We start from the raw sequence: 18,952 nt of genomic DNA on the forward strand, positions 1-18,952 counted from the left end.
CTCGGAAATGCGAAGGAGCCGGCGCAAGGCCAGCTGAAACCTTCGGCGTAAGCACACGCAGGCGCGCGGATTGTCAAGAATGGCAGCGATAATCGTGATGCGCGAAGCCGGCATTCCAGCTGTTCGCCGCAAGGAGGCGGCAGAGGCCGTCGCACCATGGTGTGAAGGTTTCAATACGTAGACAAGGCAGATGACCTTGTCCGGGCCCCGAAGGACAGGCCCGTTCTTCTGAAGGTCATGCGGCGCCGGCGAGCAGAAGCATGAAACGCGGACTCGACGGACAACCCGTTCCTCCGCTAAGCCGCTAATCATGAGCCTCATCACCACCACACAGGATCTGGCCGAGGCGTGCGCGCGGCTGGCCCAGCATCCCTTCGTCACGGTCGACACCGAATTCCTGCGGGAGACGACCTATTATCCGAAGCTCTGCCTGATCCAGCTCGCCTCGCCCGACGAGGCGGTGCTTGTCGATCCGCTCGCCCCCGAAATCGACCTCGCGCCCTTCCTGGCGCTGATGGCCGACCAGAACGTCGTCAAGGTGTTCCACGCCGCACGGCAGGACCTCGAGATCATCTGGATCATCGGCAAGATGCTCCCGACCCCGCTATTCGACACGCAGGTCGCCGCAATGGTCTGCGGCTATGGCGACTCCGTCGGTTACGAGCAGCTCGCCAACGACCTCGCCAAGGCGCGGATCGACAAATCCTCGCGCTTCACCGACTGGTCGCGCCGACCGTTGACCGAGGCGCAGCTGACCTATGCCGAGTCCGATGTCACCTATCTGCGTGACATCTATCTCGCCCTATCGGCCGATCTCGCCGCCAGCGGCCGTGAGGGCTGGGTTGCCGAGGAAATGGCGATCCTGAATTCGCCAGGCACCTATGAGGTCAGGCCCGAGAACGCCTGGCAGCGCCTGAAGGGCCGGATTCGCAAGCCCAAGGAAGTCGCGCTGCTGATGGAGATCGCCGCCTGGCGGGAGCGGGAGGCGCAAAGCCGCGACGTGCCGCGCCAGCGGGTGCTGAAGGACGATGCGCTGATGGATATCGTTCAGCGCGGTCCGCGCTCGGTCGAGGCGCTGGCGGAGCTTCGCTCCGTGCCGAACGGCTTCGAGCGCTCGCGGGCCGGCGGCGAGGTGCTCGCGGCGATCGAGCGCGGCCTGGCGCTCGATCCCAGGACCCTGCCCCGTCTCGAACGCGAGCGCGGACGCCCGACCAATGGCGCCGTACTCGACCTGCTCAAGGTGTTGCTGAAGGCGACCGCCGATGCCGAACGCGTCGCCCCCAAGATCCTGGCCTCGACCGACGATCTCGAGGCCATCGCCTCGGACGACCTGGCCGATGTACCGGCCCTGCAGGGTTGGCGCCGCGAAGTCTTCGGCAACAAGGCGCTGGCGCTGAAGAACGGGCAGCTGAGCCTGAAGATCTCCCGCGGGCGCGTGACCGTCGCCTGAGCGGCCGATGATCTAACCTTCTGCGCTTGCAGCAGCCTTCCCGAAAGCCGTCCGCGTTTCGGGCCTATGCCTTGCGTCAGAGACGCCCTGTCTCGTCGTCACGAGCGAAGCAATCCCCTCAGGCAGAGGCCGGGATTGCTTCGCCGCCGCGCCCCTCCCATGACAGACGAGGCTAAGGCCAGCGTCTCGTGCTGATGCTCACGCCGCCTTCTTTCGCTCGGCGATGCGCGCCAGATCGGTCAGCAACCGGCGCGTGCCCTTGAGCCGCTGCTCCGCCGTCTCGAAGTCGTCGATGAAGACGACGCGCATGTCGGGACGGACCTTGGCCAGCGTTCCCTGCTTCGCGACATAGCCGACCAGCCCCTCGGGATTGGCGAACTCGTTGTCGCGGAAAGCAACGATGATGCCCTTCGGTCCGGCCTCGACCTTCTCGACATTGGCCCGGCGGCAGAGCGCCTTGATCGCCACGATCTCCAGAAGTTGCTGCACTTCTTCCGGCAGCGGCCCGAAACGGTCGACCAGCTCGGCACCGAAGGATTGGATCTCGCCATCCTCGTCGAGCGTCGAGAGCCGCTTGTAGAGGGTCAGGCGCAGCGTCAGGTCGGTGACATAGTGCTCGGGGATCATCACCGGCGCGCCGATCTGGATACTTGGCGACCATTGGCTTTCGGCAACGATGTCGATGCCGGCCTTGAGCTGCGCCACCGCCTCCTCGAGCATCTGCTGGTAGAGTTCGTAGCCGACCTCCTTGATGTGCCCGGATTGCTCGTCGCCGAGCAGGTTGCCGGCGCCACGGATGTCGAGATCGTGGCTGGCGAGCTGGAACCCCGCACCMAACGTGTCGAGCGATTGCAGAACCTTCAGCCGGCGCTCGGCCTGCTCGGTCAGCTTGCGATTGGCCGGCATGGTGAAGAGCGCGTAGGCGCGGATCTTCGAGCGGCCGACGCGCCCGCGCAGCTGATAGAGCTGGGCGAGGCCGAACATGTCGGCGCGATGCACGATCAGGGTGTTAGCCGTCGGGATATCGAGCCCGGACTCGACGATCGTGGTCGAGAGCAGAACGTCGTACTGGCCCTCGTAGAAGGCCGTCATCACGTCCTCGAGCTGGCCCGCCGCCATCTGGCCATGGGCAATGCCGACCTTGGCCTCGGGTACCTGCTTGTCGAGGAAGTCCTTGACCTCGGCGATGTCCTCGATGCGCGGCACGACATAGAAGCTGCGGCCACCACGATAGCGCTCGCGCAGCAACGCCTCGCGCACGATCAGCGGATCGAACGGCGTGACGAAAGTCCGCACGGCCAACCGGTCGACCGGCGGGGTCGCAATGATCGAGAGCTCGCGCACACCCGTCATGGCGAGTTGGAGCGTACGCGGTATCGGCGTGGCCGACAGCGTCAGCATATGCACCTCGGCGCGGAACTCCTTCAGCCGCTCCTTGTGGTTGACGCCAAAATGCTGCTCCTCGTCGACGATGACGAGGCCGAGATCCTTGAACTCGACGCCCTTGCCGAGCAGGGCATGGGTACCGACGACGATGTCCATGGTGCCGTCGGCGATGCCCTGCTTGACCGCCTTGAGATCCTGAGCCGAGACGAAGCGCGAGGCCTGGCCGACCTTCACCGGCAACCCCGCAAAGCGCTCGGCGAAATTCCGGTAATGCTGGCGGGCGAGCAATGTCGTCGGCACCACGACCGCGACCTGCTTGCCGGCCAGCGCCGTCGTGAAGGCGGCACGCAGCGCCACCTCGGTCTTGCCGAAGCCGACATCGCCGCAGACCAGGCGGTCCATCGGCCGACCGGCCGCGAGATCGTCCAGTACCGCATCGATCGTGTTCTGCTGGTCTTCCGTTTCCTCGAACGGGAAGCGAGCCCGGAATTCATCATAGAGCCCGTCCGGCGGAACGAGGCGCGGCGCCTCCTTCAGCGCGCGGGCGGCAGCGATCTGGATCAGCTTGCCCGCCATCTCGCGGATGCGCTGCTTCAGCTTGGCCTTGCGCGCCTGCCAGCCACCGCCGCCAAGCCGGTCAAGAGGAACCTCGGTGTCCTCCGAGCCATAGCGCGAGAGCAGCTCGATATTCTCGACCGGCAGGAACAGCTTGGCATCGCCCGCATAGTGGATTTCGAGACAATCATGCGGCGCTCCGGCCGCCGTGATGCTCTGCAATCCAATGAAGCGGCCAATGCCGTGATCGACATGGACGACAAGGTCGCCGGGCGCGAGCGATGACAGCTCGGCGATGAAATCCTGCGGCCGGCGCGTCTTGCGGCGCGGGCGCACGAGGCGGTCGCCCAGGATGTCCTGCTCGCCGATGACCGCAAGCTTGCCGGCCTCGAAGCCGGTCTCGAAGCCCCAGACCGCGAGTGCCGTGATGCCGGGCTTCAGATCGAAGGCCGCGCGCAGGGACCCCGTGGTCTGTACGGTCTTGAGGCCATGATCGGCCAGCACATGGGCCAGGCGTTCGCGGGAGCCCTCCGACCATGCCGCAAGGATGACGCGCCGGCCATCGGCCTGCAGCGCTTTCACATGGGCGACCGCCGCATCGAAGACGCTGCCGGCATTGTCGGCGCGCTCGGCCGCAAAGCTTCGACCCTGGCGGGCGCCGAGATCGACGATCAGCTTGCCGTCGCTATCGGGCAGCTGGAACGGCGTCAGCGACGCGACGCCGGCATTGTCGATCACGCCGCGCCATTCGGCCGGGGACAGGTAGAGCGCATCGGGTGGCAACGGCTTGTAGGGCGTCCCTCCCGTGCCGCCCTGGTCGAGGGCGGCCTTGCGCGCATCGTAGTAGTCCTTGATCAGGCTGATGCGCTCGCCGACCGCATCCTCGGCCTGCGCGTCGAGAACCAGCGGCACATCCGGCAGATAGGTGAAGAGCGTGTCGAGCCGGTCGGCCAGCAAGGGCAGCCAATGCTCGAGCCCCGCAGGCCGCCGGCCTTCGCTGACCGCCTCGTAGAGCATGTCGTCACGGCCGGGCGTGCCGAAGCTCGTGATATAGGACTGGCGAAAGCGCTTGATGCTCTCGCTCGTCATCTGCGCCTCGGACATCGGCACGAGATCGAGTCCGCGCAACTGGCCCGTGGTGCGCTGCGTCTCGGGGTCGAAGGTCCGGATCGATTCCAACGCGTCGCCGAAGAAGTCGAGGCGGATCGGCGCAGGCATGCCGGGCGGAAAGAGATCGACGATGCCACCGCGCACCGCGAACTCGCCGGTCTCGCGCACCGTCGAGGTCCGCAGGTAGCCGTTCATGTCGAGCCAGCGTGCGAGTTGCTCTGTGTCGACCATGTTGCCTGGCGCAGCCGAAAAGCTCTCCGAGGCCACCTTGCTGAAGGCCGGCACGCGCTGCAGCGCGGCGTTGACCGTCGTCAGCAGCAGACGCGGCTTGTCGCCTGACTTGGTCTTGGCCAGTCGCGACAACGTCGTCATGCGATGGGCCACGATGGCAGGAGCCGGCGAGACGCGGTCATAGGGCTGGCAGTCCCAGGCCGGGAAGCTCATCACCTCCAGATCGGGCGCCACGAACTGGAGCGCATTTTCCAGAACCTGCAGCCGCTGCCCGTCACGCGCGACGAAGACGAGCATTGCCGCGCCTTCCACCTTCTTCGCCCGGGTCCGGACGAGATCGGCAAGGACGACGGCGTCGAACCCGTCCGGCACGCTGGCGAGCGTCGGCTTGTCGCCCCGCTTCAGCGCGTCGAGGATGCGGTCGATCTGCAGCTTGGCGAGCTGGGCGGGGGGCGGAATGCTCATATCGGATTGTCGCTGCGTGCTCAGACGTGAATCGGCTTGCTGTGGTTGTGGAACGCCTTCAGCCGTCGGAACACGGCCGTATCGTAGTTCACCGGCACCTCGGCCTCTCCTGTGATCCAGGACAGCAGGTCTCGGTCGAGAACCTCGATCAGTTGCTCGAACTCGTCGAGTTCGGCATCGCTCAACGTGCCGATCTCGGCGTCGGCGAAGCGGCCCATGATCAGGTCCGTCTCCCGCATGCCGCGATGCCAGGCACGGAACAGGATCTTGCGGCGGCGCGGATCGAGATCGGCACTGGTGCGGGAAGAGCCACTCATCGTAAGCCTCGCATGAAATGCAAATGGCGGAACGGGCCGGCCCCGTCGCGGAACCTGCCGATGCAGGCTATATAGCGATGGCGTCGGGGCGAGTCAGTGGCCGAACCGCCGCGTTTCCCGCAATTCCGGTTCCCACCCGAGGCAGATGCGTCCTTCCCTGCTTGATCCGCTCTTTGCTCCCGCGACGATATTGCCCGGCGTCGGCCCCAAGCTCGGCAAGCTTCTGGACAAGCTGCTCGGCGACGAGACGCAGCCAGCGCGGGTCGTCGACCTGCTCTTCCACCTTCCCACGGGCGCGATCGATCGTCGCCCCAGCGCCAGCATCGCCGACGCTCCGGTCGGCGATGTCGCGACCTTTTCGGCCCGTGTCACCGAGCATCGCCCGGCCCCGCCCGGCAAGGCCAAAGCTCCCTATCGCGTCATCGTCGAGGACGAGACCGGGGACGTGACCCTGGTCTTCTTCCATGCCGATGTCCGCCATCTCCAGCAGACGTTGCCGGTCGGCGAGTTCCGCATCATCTCGGGCAAGCTCGAGCTCTGGGACGGTATGCGCCAAATGGTCCACCCCGACCGCATCATGGATGCCCGGGCCTTCGCCAGCCTGCCGTCGATCGAGCCGGTCTACGGCCTGACCGAAGGCATCGGGCCCCGCGTCATGACACGCATCGTGGCAGCAGCGGCGGAAAAATGTCCGGAGCTCGCCGAATGGCAGGACCGCAGCTTTCTGCAGAAGGCCGGCTTCGCCTCCTTCGCCGAGGCCATCCGTGCCCTACACCACCCGCCGGACCTGCGCGCCGTCGAGGGTGACACGATCGCACGCAGGCGCGTTGCCTATGACGAATTGCTGGCGAGCCAGATCGCGCTTGCCCTGGTGCGCCGGCAGCAGAAGAAGGCAGCCGGGCGCGTCACCGCCGGTGACGGCCGCATGCTCAAGGCGATCGAAGCAGCCCTGCCCTTTTCGCTCACCGATGGCCAGCGCCAGGCCGTGGCCGATATCCATTCGGACATGGAGAAGCCCGAGCGCATGCTGCGTCTGCTGCAGGGCGATGTCGGCTCGGGAAAGACCGTTGTCGCCCTGATGGCGATGGTCGCAGCCGCCGAAGCCGGCCGGCAATCGGTGTTGATGGCGCCAACCGAAATCCTGGCGCGCCAGCATGCCGAACGGCTGGCGCCGCTGGCAGAAACGGCCGGGCTCAAGCTCGCCCTGCTGACCGGCCGCGAGAAAGGCGCCGGCCGACGCCAGGTGCTCGAGCGGTTGGCGAGCGGCGAGATCGCCATCGTGGTCGGCACCCATGCGCTGTTCCAGGAAGGCGTCGTCTTCCACGATCTCGCGCTGGCGGTGGTCGACGAACAGCACCGTTTCGGCGTCCATCAGCGCCTGATGCTGGGCTCGAAGGGCGAGGCCGTCGACGTGCTGGTCATGACGGCAACGCCGATCCCGCGCACCTTGGCGCTGACCTGGTTCGGAGACATGGATGTCTCGGTGCTCGCCGAGAAGCCGGCCGGCCGCAAACCGATCTCGACACGCGCGATCTCGCTCGAACGCTATGACGAGGTCGTTGGCGCAGTCGGCCGCGCGGTGGAGGCCGGCGCGCAGGTCTATTGGGTCTGCCCGCTCGTTCAGGAATCGGACACGCTCGATGTCGCCGCCGCGCAGGAGCGCTTCGAGGAACTGGGGGGGCACTTCGGCGCCAGGGTCGGGCTGCTGCATGGCCAGATGCCCGGGCGCGACAAGGACGCTGCGATGGCGGCCTTCGTTGCCGGCGAGACGCGCATCCTGGTGTCGACCACCGTCATCGAGGTCGGGGTCGACGTGCCCAATGCCAGCGTCATGGTGATCGAGCATGCCGAGCGCTTTGGCTTGGCCCAGCTCCACCAGCTACGCGGGCGGATCGGGCGCGGCTCGGCCGCATCGACCTGCCTCCTGCTCTATAAGGGGCCGTTGGGTCCGGTCGCGGAAGCGCGATTGACCATCATGCGCGAGACCGAGGACGGCTTTCGGATTGCCGAGGAAGATCTGCGCCTGCGTGGCGAAGGCGAGGTGCTCGGCACGCGCCAGTCCGGATCCCCCGACTGGCGCGTTGCCCGCCCCGAAATCGATGGCGATCTGCTGGCCGCCGCTCGCGATGATGCGCGGCTCCTGATAGAGCGCGACCCGCACCTCGCCGGCGAACGCGGCGAAGCCGTCAGGACGCTGCTCTATTTGTTCGAGAGGGACGTCGCGATCAAGCTTTTGCGCGCCGGCTAGATCGTCGGACCGGATATCGTATCCGGTCCGACGATCTAGCCATCTGTGATTGCATCGGCTTTCCCGAAAACCGCAATCCACTTTTCGGGCCGATGCTTTAGCGCTGGAGATCCTGCGGGAGATCAATCCCGATCAAGCGGCCGTAGCGCGGGATCGGCATCGTCCGGGTGTGCCTTCGTGAGAACCACAATGGACCCAATCAGCAAAGCCGTGTGGTGCGTCGAGAGCCGCTTCGCCTCCGGGATCTCGCTCGACGAGATCGCCTCGGTCAGCGGCGTCTCGCGCTTCCATCTCTGCCGCGCCTTCGGCAACGCGACCGGCCGCTCGGTGATGCGCTATGTGCGCGAACGCCGGCTGACCGAAGCCGCCCGGAGACTGGCGAATGGCGCGCCGGACATCCTCTCCGTCGCGCTGGACTGGGGGTACGGCTCTCACGAGGCCTTCACCCGCGCCTTTCGCGAGCAATTCGGCCTCACGCCCGAAGAACTGCGCGAGCGGCGCGACCTCTCGGCGCTCAAGCTCGTGGAGCCCATCGTCATGGACGCAAGCCCAACCGTTATCCTGGAAGAACCCCGCTCACTGACCGGCAAGAGCATGCTCGTTGCCGGGTTCGGCAGCCGCTACACCTATGAGACCACTGCCGGCATTCCGTCGCTCTGGCAGAAGCTCACCCCGCATTTCGGCCATGTCCCGGGCCAGATCGGGGGCATCGGCTACGGGGTCTGCTACAACGCCGACGACGAGGGCAGCTTCGACTATCTCGCTGGCGTCGAGGTGAAATCCTTTTCCGACCTGCCACCCGAATTCGACCGCATCCGCATTCCCGAGCAGAACTATGTCGTGTTCCTGCATCACGGCCATATCTCGGGCATCAAGGGCACATTCGACGCAATCTGGCGCGACTGGCTGCCGAAGAAGGGCTGGAAAGCCTCGGAAGGGCCGAGCTTCGAGCGCTATGACGAGCGCTTCGATCCGCAAAGCGGTACCGGAACCGTCGAAATCTGGGTTCCGTTGAAGGCCTGACGACCTCCCGGACCAAAAAGGACGGCAAGTCCGCAGATCAGTTCTGGGACTTGCCGTTGCCTGGTGGCGCCTTCGAGCCATTCTCCCCCGGCTGGATCAGCCCGGCGGACATGATGAGCTTGGCGCCGTCCTCCACGGAGATTGAAAGCTCCACCACCTCGCGACGCGGCAGGTAGAAGAAGAAACCCGTGGTCGGGTTCGGCGTGCAGGGCAGGAAGACGCCGATCTGTTCGCTGCCATCCGGCAGCCGTGAGCTGATCTCGGGCGCCGCCTCCTGAGAGATGAAAACGATGGACCACATGCCCGGCTGCGGGAACTGCACCATGCCGACCTTGCGGAACGATGTGCCCGATTGCGAGAATATCGTCTCGAAAACCTGCTTCACGCCCTTGTAGAGGCCGCGGATCACCGGCATCCGGTGCAGGATCGCCTCCCCAGCATCGAGCAGGGTACGCCCGACCAGGTTGGCCGTCAGGAAGCCGAGCAGCGTCAAGCCGATCAATCCGATCACCAGCCCGAAGCCGGGGATCGGATAAGGCAGATAGGTCTCGGGCAGATAATTGTTGGGGATCAGCGGCTTCACCACCCCGTCGATCAGGTTGATGAACCACCAGGTCACCGAAGCGGTGATCGCCAGCGGCCCCGCGATCACGAGCCCGGTCAGGAAATAGCGGCGTAGCCGCGTGCCCGCAGTCGGCCGCAGCAAATCCGGCTGAAGCATGTGGCTGGGATCAGGAGGGCCGTCTAACGTCATGGCGGTCCGGGAATCCGATCTCCACAGGGCGTGCTTGCCTCGGCGGCGCTGCATCGCGATATGAGCAGGATAGCCGAGCCGGTGCTGCTGACCAGCCCCGTCTCACGTGCCGACGCGAATGCGGATGGATTTCGTGACCGAAACACCCCGGCAACTCCGCCGCTGGTACAGGCCGCTGATGTTCGCCGCTGGTTGGGTGTTCACGGGAATCGGGGTTATCGGCCTCGTGCTGCCGCTGATGCCGGGAACAGTCTTCCTGATTCTCGCGGCCTGGTGCTTTTCGCGGTCTTCGCCTCGCTTCGAGGCCTGGCTGCTTGGCCATCCCAGGCTGGGTCCGCACGTCCGTCGCTGGCGCGCAACCGGCGCGATCGACCGTCGGGCGAAATGGATCGCCTGCGGCTCCATGCTGTTCAGCTTCGGACTGGTGGCGCTGAGCGACGCTCCGCCTGTCGCGCTCTGGGCCAGCGGCGCCAGCCTGCTCGCCGCCGGAAGCTATGTCGCGAGCCGGCCGGAGCCGACCCGCCAGGATTGATCACTCGACCGAGGATTGATCACTCGACAGTGACGGATTTTGCCAGGTTGCGCGGCTGGTCGACGTCCTTGCCCATGAAGACGGCCGTTTGATAGGCGATCATCTGGATCGGGACTGCATAGACGATCGGTGCGAAGAGCGGGTCCATATCCGGCATCACGATCGTCACCTCGGGCTCGATGCCACATTCGGCAGCGCCCTTGGCGTCGGTGATCAGGATGATCCGGCCGCCACGTGCCGCGACCTCCTGCATGTTGGAGGCGGTCTTCTCGAACAGCGTATCATGCGGTGCGATGACGATGACCGGCATGTCCTCGTCGATCAGTGCGATAGGACCATGCTTCAGCTCACCTGCCGGATAACCTTCGGCGTGTATATAGCTGATTTCCTTGAGCTTCAGAGCGCCTTCGAGCGCCATCGGGAAGCTCGTGCCCCGGCCGAGATAGAGCACGTCGCGTGCCTTCGACAGCTTTCGGGCGAGCTTCTCGATCTCGGGTTCCAGCGTCAATGCCTGCGCCATCAATCCCGGCAGCGCGATCAGCTCGCGGACATATCGGGCCTCTTCCGCCTCCGAAAGCGTGCCGCGGGCGCGAGCCGCCGCAAGGGCCAGGCTCGCGAGCGCGGTCAACTGGCAGGTAAAGGCCTTGGTCGAAGCCACGCCGATCTCCGGCCCGGCCAGGGTCGGCGCCACGACATCGCTCTCTCGCGCGATTGTCGAGGTCGGCACGTTCACGACGGCAAGGACGTGCTGCCCTTCCTGACGGGCGTAGCGCAGGCAGGCAAGCGTATCGGCGGTTTCACCCGATTGCGAAACGAAGAGCGCGAGACCGTCCTTGGGCAGCGGCGCCTCGCGATAGCGGAACTCGGAGGCGACATCGATCTCGACGGGCAACCGCGCCAGCTTCTCGAACCAGTACTTCGCCGTCAGTCCCGCATAATAGGCGGTTCCGCAGGCCGAGATGGACAGCCGCGACAGCGCCTTCCAGTCAAAGGGGGCATCGAAGGGCAGGCGCACGGTTCCCGCAGCCATGTCCAGATACTTCGTCAGCGTATGGCCGACGACCTCCGGCTGCTCGTGGATCTCCTTGGCCATGAAATGATGGTAGTTGCCCTTCTCGACCAGGAAGGTGCCGGCGGCGACCCGCTGCGCGCGACGCTCCACCTGCGCGCCCGTGACGTCGTAGAAGGTCGCGCCTTTGCGATGGAGCACGACCCAATCGCCTTCTTCCAGATAGGCGATGAGATTGGTGAAAGGGGCCAACGCCAACGCGTCAGAGCCGAGATACATCTCGCCATCGCCGACGCCGACCGCGAGCGGCGAGCCCTTGCGAGCGCCGATCAACAGGTCTTCCTCGCCCTGGAACAGGAATGCGAGGGCAAAGGCACCGCGCAGGCGTGGCAGGCTGGCTGCAACCGCCGCAACCGGATTCTTGCCCCGCTCCATCTCGCTGGTGACGAGATGGGCGACGATCTCGGTATCGGTCTCGGTCTCGAAGACGCGGCCCGCAGCTTCGAGCTCGGCGCGCAGCTCGCGGAAGTTCTCGATGATGCCGTTATGCACGACCGCGAGCTTCTCGGTCGCATGCGGGTGAGCATTGGTCTCGTTTGGCTTGCCATGCGTCGCCCAGCGCGTATGGCCGATGCCGATCATCCCATCGAGCGGCTCGTTCGACAGGCGGATCTCGAGGTTCCTGAGCTTGCCCTCGGCACGGCGGCGCGTGAGCAGACCCTTCTCCAGCGTCGCGACGCCGGCGGAATCATAACCCCGATATTCGAGCCGCCGCAGCGCCTCGACCACCTGAATGGCTACGGCTTCCTTGCCCAGGATCCCCACAATGCCACACATGCCCGACCTCTTTGAGTGTTGCCGTTGCCGGCCCGTGTAGCTGCGAACGCCAAAAACACCCAATCACGTTGAATGTCAGACTGTGAACAGGCGGTTTCGGCGTCGATTCAATCCGTATTCTTGGCCGCGCTCAGCTTCCTGACCTTTGCCCTATCTCGGAACACCTTCGCCCAACCGTCCCGCCCGACTTGCCTGCCGCGAGCGATCGCCAGCCCGTCAGGCGGAACATCGGAGGTGATGACCGAACCGGAGCCGACATAAGCCCCATCGCCGATCGTCACCGGGGCAACCAGCGACGAGTTCGAACCGACAAAGGCGCCGGCACCGATGGTCGTCTTGTATTTGAAGAATCCGTCATAATTACAGGTGATCGTACCGGCACCGATATTGGCCTCGGCGCCGACGCTCGCATCCCCGATATAGGTGAGATGGCTGACCTTGGCTCCTTCCCCGATATCCGCCGCCTTGATCTCCACGAAGTTCCCGACCTTGGCCTTGCGCGCCAGCTTCGCGCCGGGGCGCAGCCGGCCATAAGGCCCGACACTCGCCTGCGGGCCAACCTCGGCGCCCTCCAGATGCGAGAAGGCATGAATCACCGCGCCATCGGCAACGCTGACGCCGGGGCCAAAAACGACATTGGGTTCGATCAGGACATCGCTGCCGATTGTCGTGTCGTAGCTGAAGAACACGGTCTCGGGCGCAATCAGCGTCGCACCCTCCTTCATTACCGCCAGGCGCTTGCGGCGCTGGAACTCTGCTTCCGCAGCAGCGAGTTGGGCGCGGTCATTGACGCCCTGCACTTCGCTTTCGGGGGCGCTCAGCGCGACCACCTTCAAGCCTTTGGCGCGAGCGAGCGCCGGGGCGTCGGTCAAATAGAATTCGTTCTGGGCGTTCGAGCTGCCGATTGAATCGAGAATGGCAAGTGCGTGCCGACCGTCCAAGGCCATCAGCCCGGCATTGCAGAACCGGATCGTCCGCTCGGCCGCGCTCGCATCCTTGTGCTCGACGATCGCTTCCAGCACGCCGTCGCGCATCACAAACCGCCCGTAGCCAGTCGGGTCGGCAGCCTCGAATCCCAGCGCCACAACCGGCGCACCATCGGCGAGCCCAGCCCGCAGCGACAGGAAGGTCTCGGGCCGAACCAGCGGCGTATCCGCGAAGGCGACGAGGATATCGTCATAGCCCTCGGCCAGCGCCGCACGCGCCGCCAGCACCGCATGCGCCGTGCCGCGGCGCTCGGCCTGGACGAAGACGCGTGCCGACGGCAGGAGCGCCTCGACCTCGGCTGCGACGTCCGGCCGATCCGGCCCGATCACCACCGCGACCGCATCTGCCCCCGCCGCAGCAACTGCCGCGAGCGCATGACCGAGCAGCGAGCGGCCGGCCATCTCATGCAGCACCTTCGGGCGCTGCGATTTCATCCTTGTGCCCTCGCCCGCGGCGAGAATAACTGCAAGGCAGGTACGTCCGGGCTGTATTTCGGTCATGATTGTCGGCTTCCCTGCGGATCTAGCCTTTCGCTCCCGTGACCCTGACGGTGTCGCGTGGGCGATTTGGTGCATGGTGGCATTGCGGTCGCCGTGGATAGCCGATCCTGATGGCATTTGCCAAAACCTCCGGAGAGATCTTCGGCCGGCGTATTCGAGGGGCGAGACGCAATGGCAATACCTTTCCGCCGGCAACGCAAACGCGTTGCCCAAGTCGCTGGCCGCACGCAATTTTTAAGCGGCGACCGCTTTTCAGCCAGCCGGGAAATGATCTAGAAGCGCTGGGGTGCGACTGCGCCGCCCGCGTATGTTGGAAATAATGTCGAAATCCTTGAATCGCCGATGGTTTCTGGAGGGTGCGGCGTACAGCCTCGCCGCCGCGCCGCTTATGGGCACGAGCCCTGCATTTTCTCAGGCCAGCTGGGCCGCAACTGTACAGTCGGTGATCGCGGAAGGTCAGCGTTTCGATGCCGCACTGGTTGTCGAGGCCGCCCGCATGCTGTCGCGGCGCCCGATGGTTCCGGTGACGACCAATGATCTGCCCGAAGGCTACGCCACCCTGCCCTTCGACCAGTTCTCCGGGATTCGTGCGCAACCCGGCGGCCTGATCTGGGCTGGAGAGAACCGCGGCTTCACGGTCGAGCCGCTGCATCGCGGCTACGTCTTTTCTGCTCCCGTCAGCCTGTTCACGGTCGAAGACGATGTCGTGCGCCGCGTTGCGTTCGATCGCGGCAAGTTCGACTACGGCAAGGTTGCTCCCCCCCCGGCGGGCGTCGATCTGCAGTTCTCCGGCTTCCGGGTCTCCGCCGGGCTCGAGCGGCCTTACGAGGTTGCGATCTTCCAGGGCGCGACCTTCTTCCGCGCCGTGGCGCGCGGCCAGAACTTCGGTGCGCTGGCGCGCGCGCTGATCCTGCGTCCCGGCGAGACGCGGGGCGAGGAGATTCCCTTCTTCCGCGCCTTCTGGATCGAGCGCCCCAATCCGGCATCGGGCATGCTCGTGATTCACGCCCTGCTCGATTCCGAGAGCCTGTCAGGTGCGGCCCGGATGACTCTGCGCCCCGGCGACGTCACATTCATCGATGTCGAGATGACCCTGTTCGCGCGGCAGGTGTTGGACCATGTCGGCTTCGGCTGCACCACGGGCACCTTCATGTCGGGGCCTCAGAGCCGCCGGACCTTCGACGACGTCCGCCCGGCCGTGCACGAGGTCTCCGGTGTCCAGATGCTCACCGGCGCCGGCGAATGGATCTACCGCCCGGTCAGCAACCCGACCAATCTGCAGGTCTCTTCTTTCGTCGACACCAATCCGCGCGGCTTCGGTCTCGTCCAGCGGGAGCGCGATCCGGCAGCGTTCCAGGATGACGACCAGCGCTTCGAGCTTCGCCCCAGCGTCTGGATGGAGCCGCTTGGAGAATGGGGAGCCGGTTCAGTCCAGCTGATCGAGATCCCAAGCGATTCCGACATCAACAGCAACATCATTTCCTACTGGCGGCCGCGCCAGCCGATCGCCGCGGGCAGCGAAACCACGATCGCCTATCGCCAGGCCTGGTGCTGGCAGCCACCCGAGCGACCACCGCTCGCCCTGGCCACGCGCATGCGTCAAGGCCGCGGCACGCAGGGTCGGCGTCGACGGTTCATGGTCGAGTTCACAGGTGACAAGCTGGCGGACCCCGCTGTGGTTGCCGCGACGCGCGCCAATATCACGGCGACGACCGGGGCGATCCAGGGTTTGCGTCTTTGGCCTTATCCGGAACGCAAGCTGATGCGGGTCCGCTTCGAGGTCGACCCTGGCAATGAGAATCTCTCCGAACTGCGCCTTGTGCTCGAAGCCGGCGGCCAGCCCGTATCGGAAACGTGGTTGAATCGATGGACGTGGTGACCGAGATGCCGCCGCGCGCGGTCGAAACCGCTCCCCGTCCGGGCTTGCCCCGTCCGGAGGCAGCGACCCCGCCTGAGAACCGGCTGGTGATGCCGGTCCAGTCCTTCCGCAGCTGGAAGGCCTCGGAACGCCGCAAGCCCGCCGCACCATTGGCCTGGACGACGCCGTGGCTGAAGCGCCTCTTCGTCTTCGGTGGCGGTCTCGCGCTCACCGCCTATGGCGCCTGGGAAATGTACCATGTCGTGTCGGTCAGCCGCACGACCTTCCTGCAGTACGTCTTGCTGCTGCTGTTCACGGTCAATTTCTCGTGGATCGCACTCGCCTTCACCAGCGCACTGATGGGGTTCTTCGGCCTGCTGTTTAGGACCGGCCGGACCGAACGGGCGGAATCCCTCCAGCATCGCACCGTCGTGGTGATGCCGATCTACAACGAGTCGACCGCGCGAACCTTCGCGGCGCTGGCCGCGATCCGGGAATCGGTAGAGGCCACGGGCCTCGGGGCGCATTTCGACTATTTCATCGTCTCGGACACGACCAATCCTGATGTCTGGATCGCCGAGGAGCGCGCCTTTCTCGCTCTGCGTGAACGGCTCGGCCCCGGCGCGCGCGTCTACTACCGGCACCGCCCGAAGAACCATCACCGCAAGGCCGGCAACATCGCCGATTTCGTCACCCGTTGGGGCGGTGACTACGAGCACATGGTCGTGCTCGACGCCGACAGCCTGATGACCGGCACCTGCATCGTGCGCCTCGCTGTCGCGATGGAGGCCGATCCCGACGCAGGAATCATCCAGTCGCTGCCGCTGATCATCAATCGCAACACCTTCTTCGCGCGGCTGCAGCAATTCGCGGCACGGGTCTACGGACCGGTGATCGCGACCGGCCTCGCCATGTGGTCGGGCCGCGACGGCAATTACTGGGGCCATAACGCGATCATTCGCACCAAGGCCTTCGCCGATCATTGCGGACTGCCCGATCTGAACGGCAAGCCGCCCTTCGGCGGACATGTCTTGAGCCATGACTTCGTCGAGGCCGCGCTGATGCGCCGCGCCGGCTGGTCGGTCTATATGCTTCCCGACCTGACGGGTTCGTATGAGGAGAGCCCGCCCTCCCTGATCGACATATCAGTGCGCGACCGCCGCTGGGCGCAGGGCAATCTCCAGCACTCGCGCATCATCGGCGCGAAGGGTTTCGTCTGGTCGACGCGCCAGCATTTCGCCACCGGCATCATGGGCTATCTCGCCTCGCCGTTCTGGTTGATGCAGCTCGTGGTCGGCATCCTGATCGTGCTGCAGGTCAATTACGCGCGCCCTGAATACTTCACCCAGGAGTTCACGCTCTTCCCGGTCTGGCCGCGCTTCGACCCCGAGCGCGCCTTGAACCTGTTCGCCCTCACCATGGCGATCCTGCTCGCACCAAAGCTCTTTGGGCTGCTGCTGACCCTGTTCGACGGCAAGCTGCGGCGCGCCTGCGGCGGTACCATCCGGCTGATTCTCTCGTCGCTGCTCGAGATCCTGTTCTCCGCCTTCTTCGCGCCGATCATGATGCTGATCCAATCGGGTTCGGTCTTCCAGATCCTGCTCGGACGCGACACGGGCTGGAACCCGCAGCGCCGCGACGACGGCTCGATTCCGTTGAAGGACATCATCCGGCGCCACCGAATGCACACCGCACTCGGCGCCATCGCCGGTATCTCGGCCTTCATGATCGCGACCTCGCTCTTCGCTTGGATGTCGCCGACGATCGTGGGTCTCGTGCTGGCCATTCCGCTGTCCTGGGCATCGGGCCAGCTCGCGCTCGGGCTCTGGCTGAAGCGGCACAAGCTCCTGGTGACGCCGGAGGAAGGCGACCCGCCGGCGATCGCGCTGCGTGCCAATGCGCTGCAGGAGGAATTCGCCAAGGCGGGCTTCGACGAAGCCGACGGCCTCAAGGCGCTGCATGCCGATCCGCGCCTGCGTGCCGAGCACGACATGATGCTCCCCGAGGGGCATCCGCGCCGCCGCGGTGAAGTCGAGCCCGAGCGCGCCGTCGCACAGGCAAAGCTGGTCGACGCGGAAACGATCGACGAGGCCGCGATCTGGCTGAAGCCGAGGGAACGTATGGTCGTGCTTCACGACCGCGCTCTGGTTGGCTTGCTGTCCTCGTTGCAGCCGTCGAAGGACTAGACGGGGAAGCTCGTCAGTTTCGGAGCGACGGCGGGGGACGGGAAACAGATCGCCGGTCGTCGTCTGCCCTGCATACCCGCGACGCTGCGCTTGAGCGTCAGCCATTCGCTACATGGCCGCCTTCTGAGCGCCCGGTCGCTTCGCAAGCGGCTGCGGCCTCAGAGCACGCTGCATTCAAACCAGCATCCCGGCCGGGCGGCTTCGGCGGCTCGGAGCTGTGGCCCATGCGGGAAGAGAGCCTTCACTGGCCCGGTCAGGGTTCCCTGGGCTTTCCGGTCGCCGGAAGATCCGCGGTTCCGCATCATCCCAGCCGAAATCACCAGCCTCGTGCCAACGCGCATTCGCCGTCTGGCGCTTAAGTCCTCGGGCTGCTCACTGCCTGGTGAGGACATCCTGGATCGCCCGAGCGGCGACGGCGTGGCCATTCTCGTTCCAGTGAGCATCCGCCGCGAACTCGAATCGCCGCTGGTTGCGAGCCCAGTCCTCGGCGAAGACGGGGTGCAGGTCGAGGAAGGCGATCCCCGCCCGTGATGCGGCCTCGGCGGCGATACGGTTGAGCTTCAGCGCCGGGCTGTCGGGGCGGCCGGCGTAGATCGCGCTGCGATCGCCATCCATGGCCACCAGCAACTGGGCGCCGATACTGCGGGCCTGCGCCGCAAGGCGGACCATCATGTAATCCGTCGCGGCGCGGATATCGGCCTCGCGACTCAGCACCGACGCGACATCGATATTGGCCGCAAAGCGCGTATCCTCGGCCTGGGCCGGCCCGAGGAACGCATCCAGCAGAGCCTGCGGGCGCACCTGCCAGCGATAGAGGAAATAGCGCGCCGTCGCGGTCTGCCTGAGCCACTCCACGGCGCGGGGACGCCAAGGCTCAGGCGCGATCTCGCCTAGAACCTTGCCGCCCTCGACACGCAGCTTCAGGAAGCTCGACGTATACCGGCCCGGCGTGAAGACAAAGCTCTCGTCGAAGTCGTTATGGACCAGCAGCACGACGATCTGGTCCGGCCTCGCCGCCAGCACCTCACGGTCGATCATCTGGATATATTGGCTGAAGGGTGCCCCGGCGATGGCGTAGCGGTAGACCTCGACGGGGCCCGCGCTGGCAAGGCCACCCTGAATCACGTCGGCGACGCTGCGCCCGACCGGAACCTGCAGGGCCTCGACGAAGCTGTCGCCGACAAAGGCGACCCGTCGACGCCCGGGAATGCGCTCGGCCGGATAATCCGGCAAGGGCGAATTCCACCCCTTGGCGTTGATCGAGAATGGCGCCGCGATCTCGTCGCGCACGCGCCAGACGCCGGTCTGGTTCGGAGCATAGCGCACGAGTTCATTGGCGAAGTCGTTGCGCGGCACGTCGCTGCCCGGCAGCACGAAGCGAAACAGAACAAGCTCGCAAAACGCGAGAAACACCAGCAGGCTGGCCAGCGACACGCCAAGATTGATCAGGCCGTTGCGCAGGCGGGAGCGAGGTTTCTCCACCGTCATGCTCCCGCTCATTGCT

General features: G+C 65.6%; 12 protein-coding genes. 6 read left to right on the plus strand and 6 right to left on the minus strand.

Annotated features, from left to right (window positions below; all coding sequences use genetic code 11):
* Positions 1-310: 310 nt before the first annotated feature.
* Positions 311-1,450 (plus strand): ribonuclease D, encoded by a 1,140-nt coding sequence (gene rnd / locus AC1DGP_RS22590; protein WP_441490008.1) that lies wholly within the window; start codon positions 311-313, stop codon positions 1,448-1,450.
* A 198-nt stretch (positions 1,451-1,648) separates the two neighbouring features.
* Here rnd and mfd read toward each other — a convergent pair whose 3' ends face one another.
* The gene (mfd, locus tag AC1DGP_RS22595; RefSeq protein ID WP_476832539.1) at positions 1,649-5,197 is read right to left on the minus strand and encodes a transcription-repair coupling factor; all 3,549 of its coding nucleotides are present in this window, start codon (positions 5,195-5,197) and stop codon (positions 1,649-1,651) included.
* 20 nt (positions 5,198-5,217) lie between these two features.
* A complete protein-coding gene (locus tag AC1DGP_RS22600; RefSeq protein ID WP_441490006.1) occupies positions 5,218-5,514 on the minus strand; it encodes an FAD assembly factor SdhE in 297 nt (98 codons plus the stop codon).
* A 145-nt stretch (positions 5,515-5,659) separates the two neighbouring features.
* Here AC1DGP_RS22600 and recG point away from each other — a divergent pair, with 145 nt between their 5' ends.
* Together recG and AC1DGP_RS22610 are read left to right on the plus strand one after the other, a co-directional pair.
* A complete protein-coding gene (recG, locus tag AC1DGP_RS22605) occupies positions 5,660-7,762 on the plus strand; it encodes an ATP-dependent DNA helicase RecG (protein WP_441505393.1) in 2,103 nt (700 codons plus the stop codon).
* Between the two features lie 189 nt (positions 7,763-7,951).
* Complete coding sequence (locus AC1DGP_RS22610) at positions 7,952-8,785, plus strand: AraC family transcriptional regulator (protein WP_441505392.1); 834 nt, start codon at positions 7,952-7,954, stop codon at positions 8,783-8,785.
* Between the two features lie 37 nt (positions 8,786-8,822).
* Here AC1DGP_RS22610 and AC1DGP_RS22615 read toward each other — a convergent pair whose 3' ends face one another.
* Positions 8,823-9,506 carry a DUF502 domain-containing protein gene (locus AC1DGP_RS22615; RefSeq protein WP_441490003.1) on the minus strand — a complete coding sequence of 228 codons (684 nt, stop codon included), beginning with the start codon at positions 9,504-9,506 and terminating at the stop codon, positions 8,823-8,825.
* 166 nt (positions 9,507-9,672) lie between these two features.
* On the opposite strand from AC1DGP_RS22615, the gene AC1DGP_RS22620 reads away from it, so the two are divergent.
* Positions 9,673-10,071, plus strand: coding sequence for a YbaN family protein (locus AC1DGP_RS22620; RefSeq protein ID WP_441490002.1), 399 nt, complete (start codon positions 9,673-9,675; stop codon positions 10,069-10,071).
* Between the two features lie 19 nt (positions 10,072-10,090).
* On the opposite strand, the gene glmS is transcribed toward AC1DGP_RS22620, so the two are convergent.
* Both glmS and glmU read right to left on the minus strand, forming a co-directional pair.
* On the minus strand, positions 10,091-11,917 hold the full coding sequence (glmS, locus tag AC1DGP_RS22625) for a glutamine--fructose-6-phosphate transaminase (isomerizing) (RefSeq protein ID WP_441490001.1): 1,827 nt from the start codon (positions 11,915-11,917) through the stop codon (positions 10,091-10,093).
* 107 nt (positions 11,918-12,024) lie between these two features.
* Positions 12,025-13,404: a bifunctional UDP-N-acetylglucosamine diphosphorylase/glucosamine-1-phosphate N-acetyltransferase GlmU gene (gene glmU / locus AC1DGP_RS22630; RefSeq protein WP_441490000.1), complete on the minus strand. Its 1,380-nt coding sequence runs from the start codon at positions 13,402-13,404 to the stop codon at positions 12,025-12,027.
* A gap of 442 nt (positions 13,405-13,846) precedes the next feature.
* On the opposite strand from glmU, the gene AC1DGP_RS22635 reads away from it, so the two are divergent.
* Both AC1DGP_RS22635 and mdoH read left to right on the plus strand, forming a co-directional pair.
* Complete coding sequence (locus tag AC1DGP_RS22635; RefSeq protein ID WP_441489999.1) at positions 13,847-15,283, plus strand: OpgD/OpgG family glucan biosynthesis protein; 1,437 nt, start codon at positions 13,847-13,849, stop codon at positions 15,281-15,283.
* 5 nt (positions 15,284-15,288) lie between these two features.
* Positions 15,289-17,448, plus strand: a complete 2,160-nt coding sequence (mdoH, locus tag AC1DGP_RS22640) for a glucans biosynthesis glucosyltransferase MdoH (protein WP_441505597.1) — start codon at positions 15,289-15,291, stop codon at positions 17,446-17,448.
* Positions 17,449-17,820: 372 nt separating this feature from the next.
* Here mdoH and AC1DGP_RS22645 read toward each other — a convergent pair whose 3' ends face one another.
* Positions 17,821-18,936: an SGNH/GDSL hydrolase family protein gene (locus AC1DGP_RS22645; protein WP_441505391.1), complete on the minus strand. Its 1,116-nt coding sequence runs from the start codon at positions 18,934-18,936 to the stop codon at positions 17,821-17,823.
* Positions 18,937-18,952: the final 16 nt, after the last annotated feature.

The organism is Allobosea sp. 05T433 (assembly GCF_056396065.1).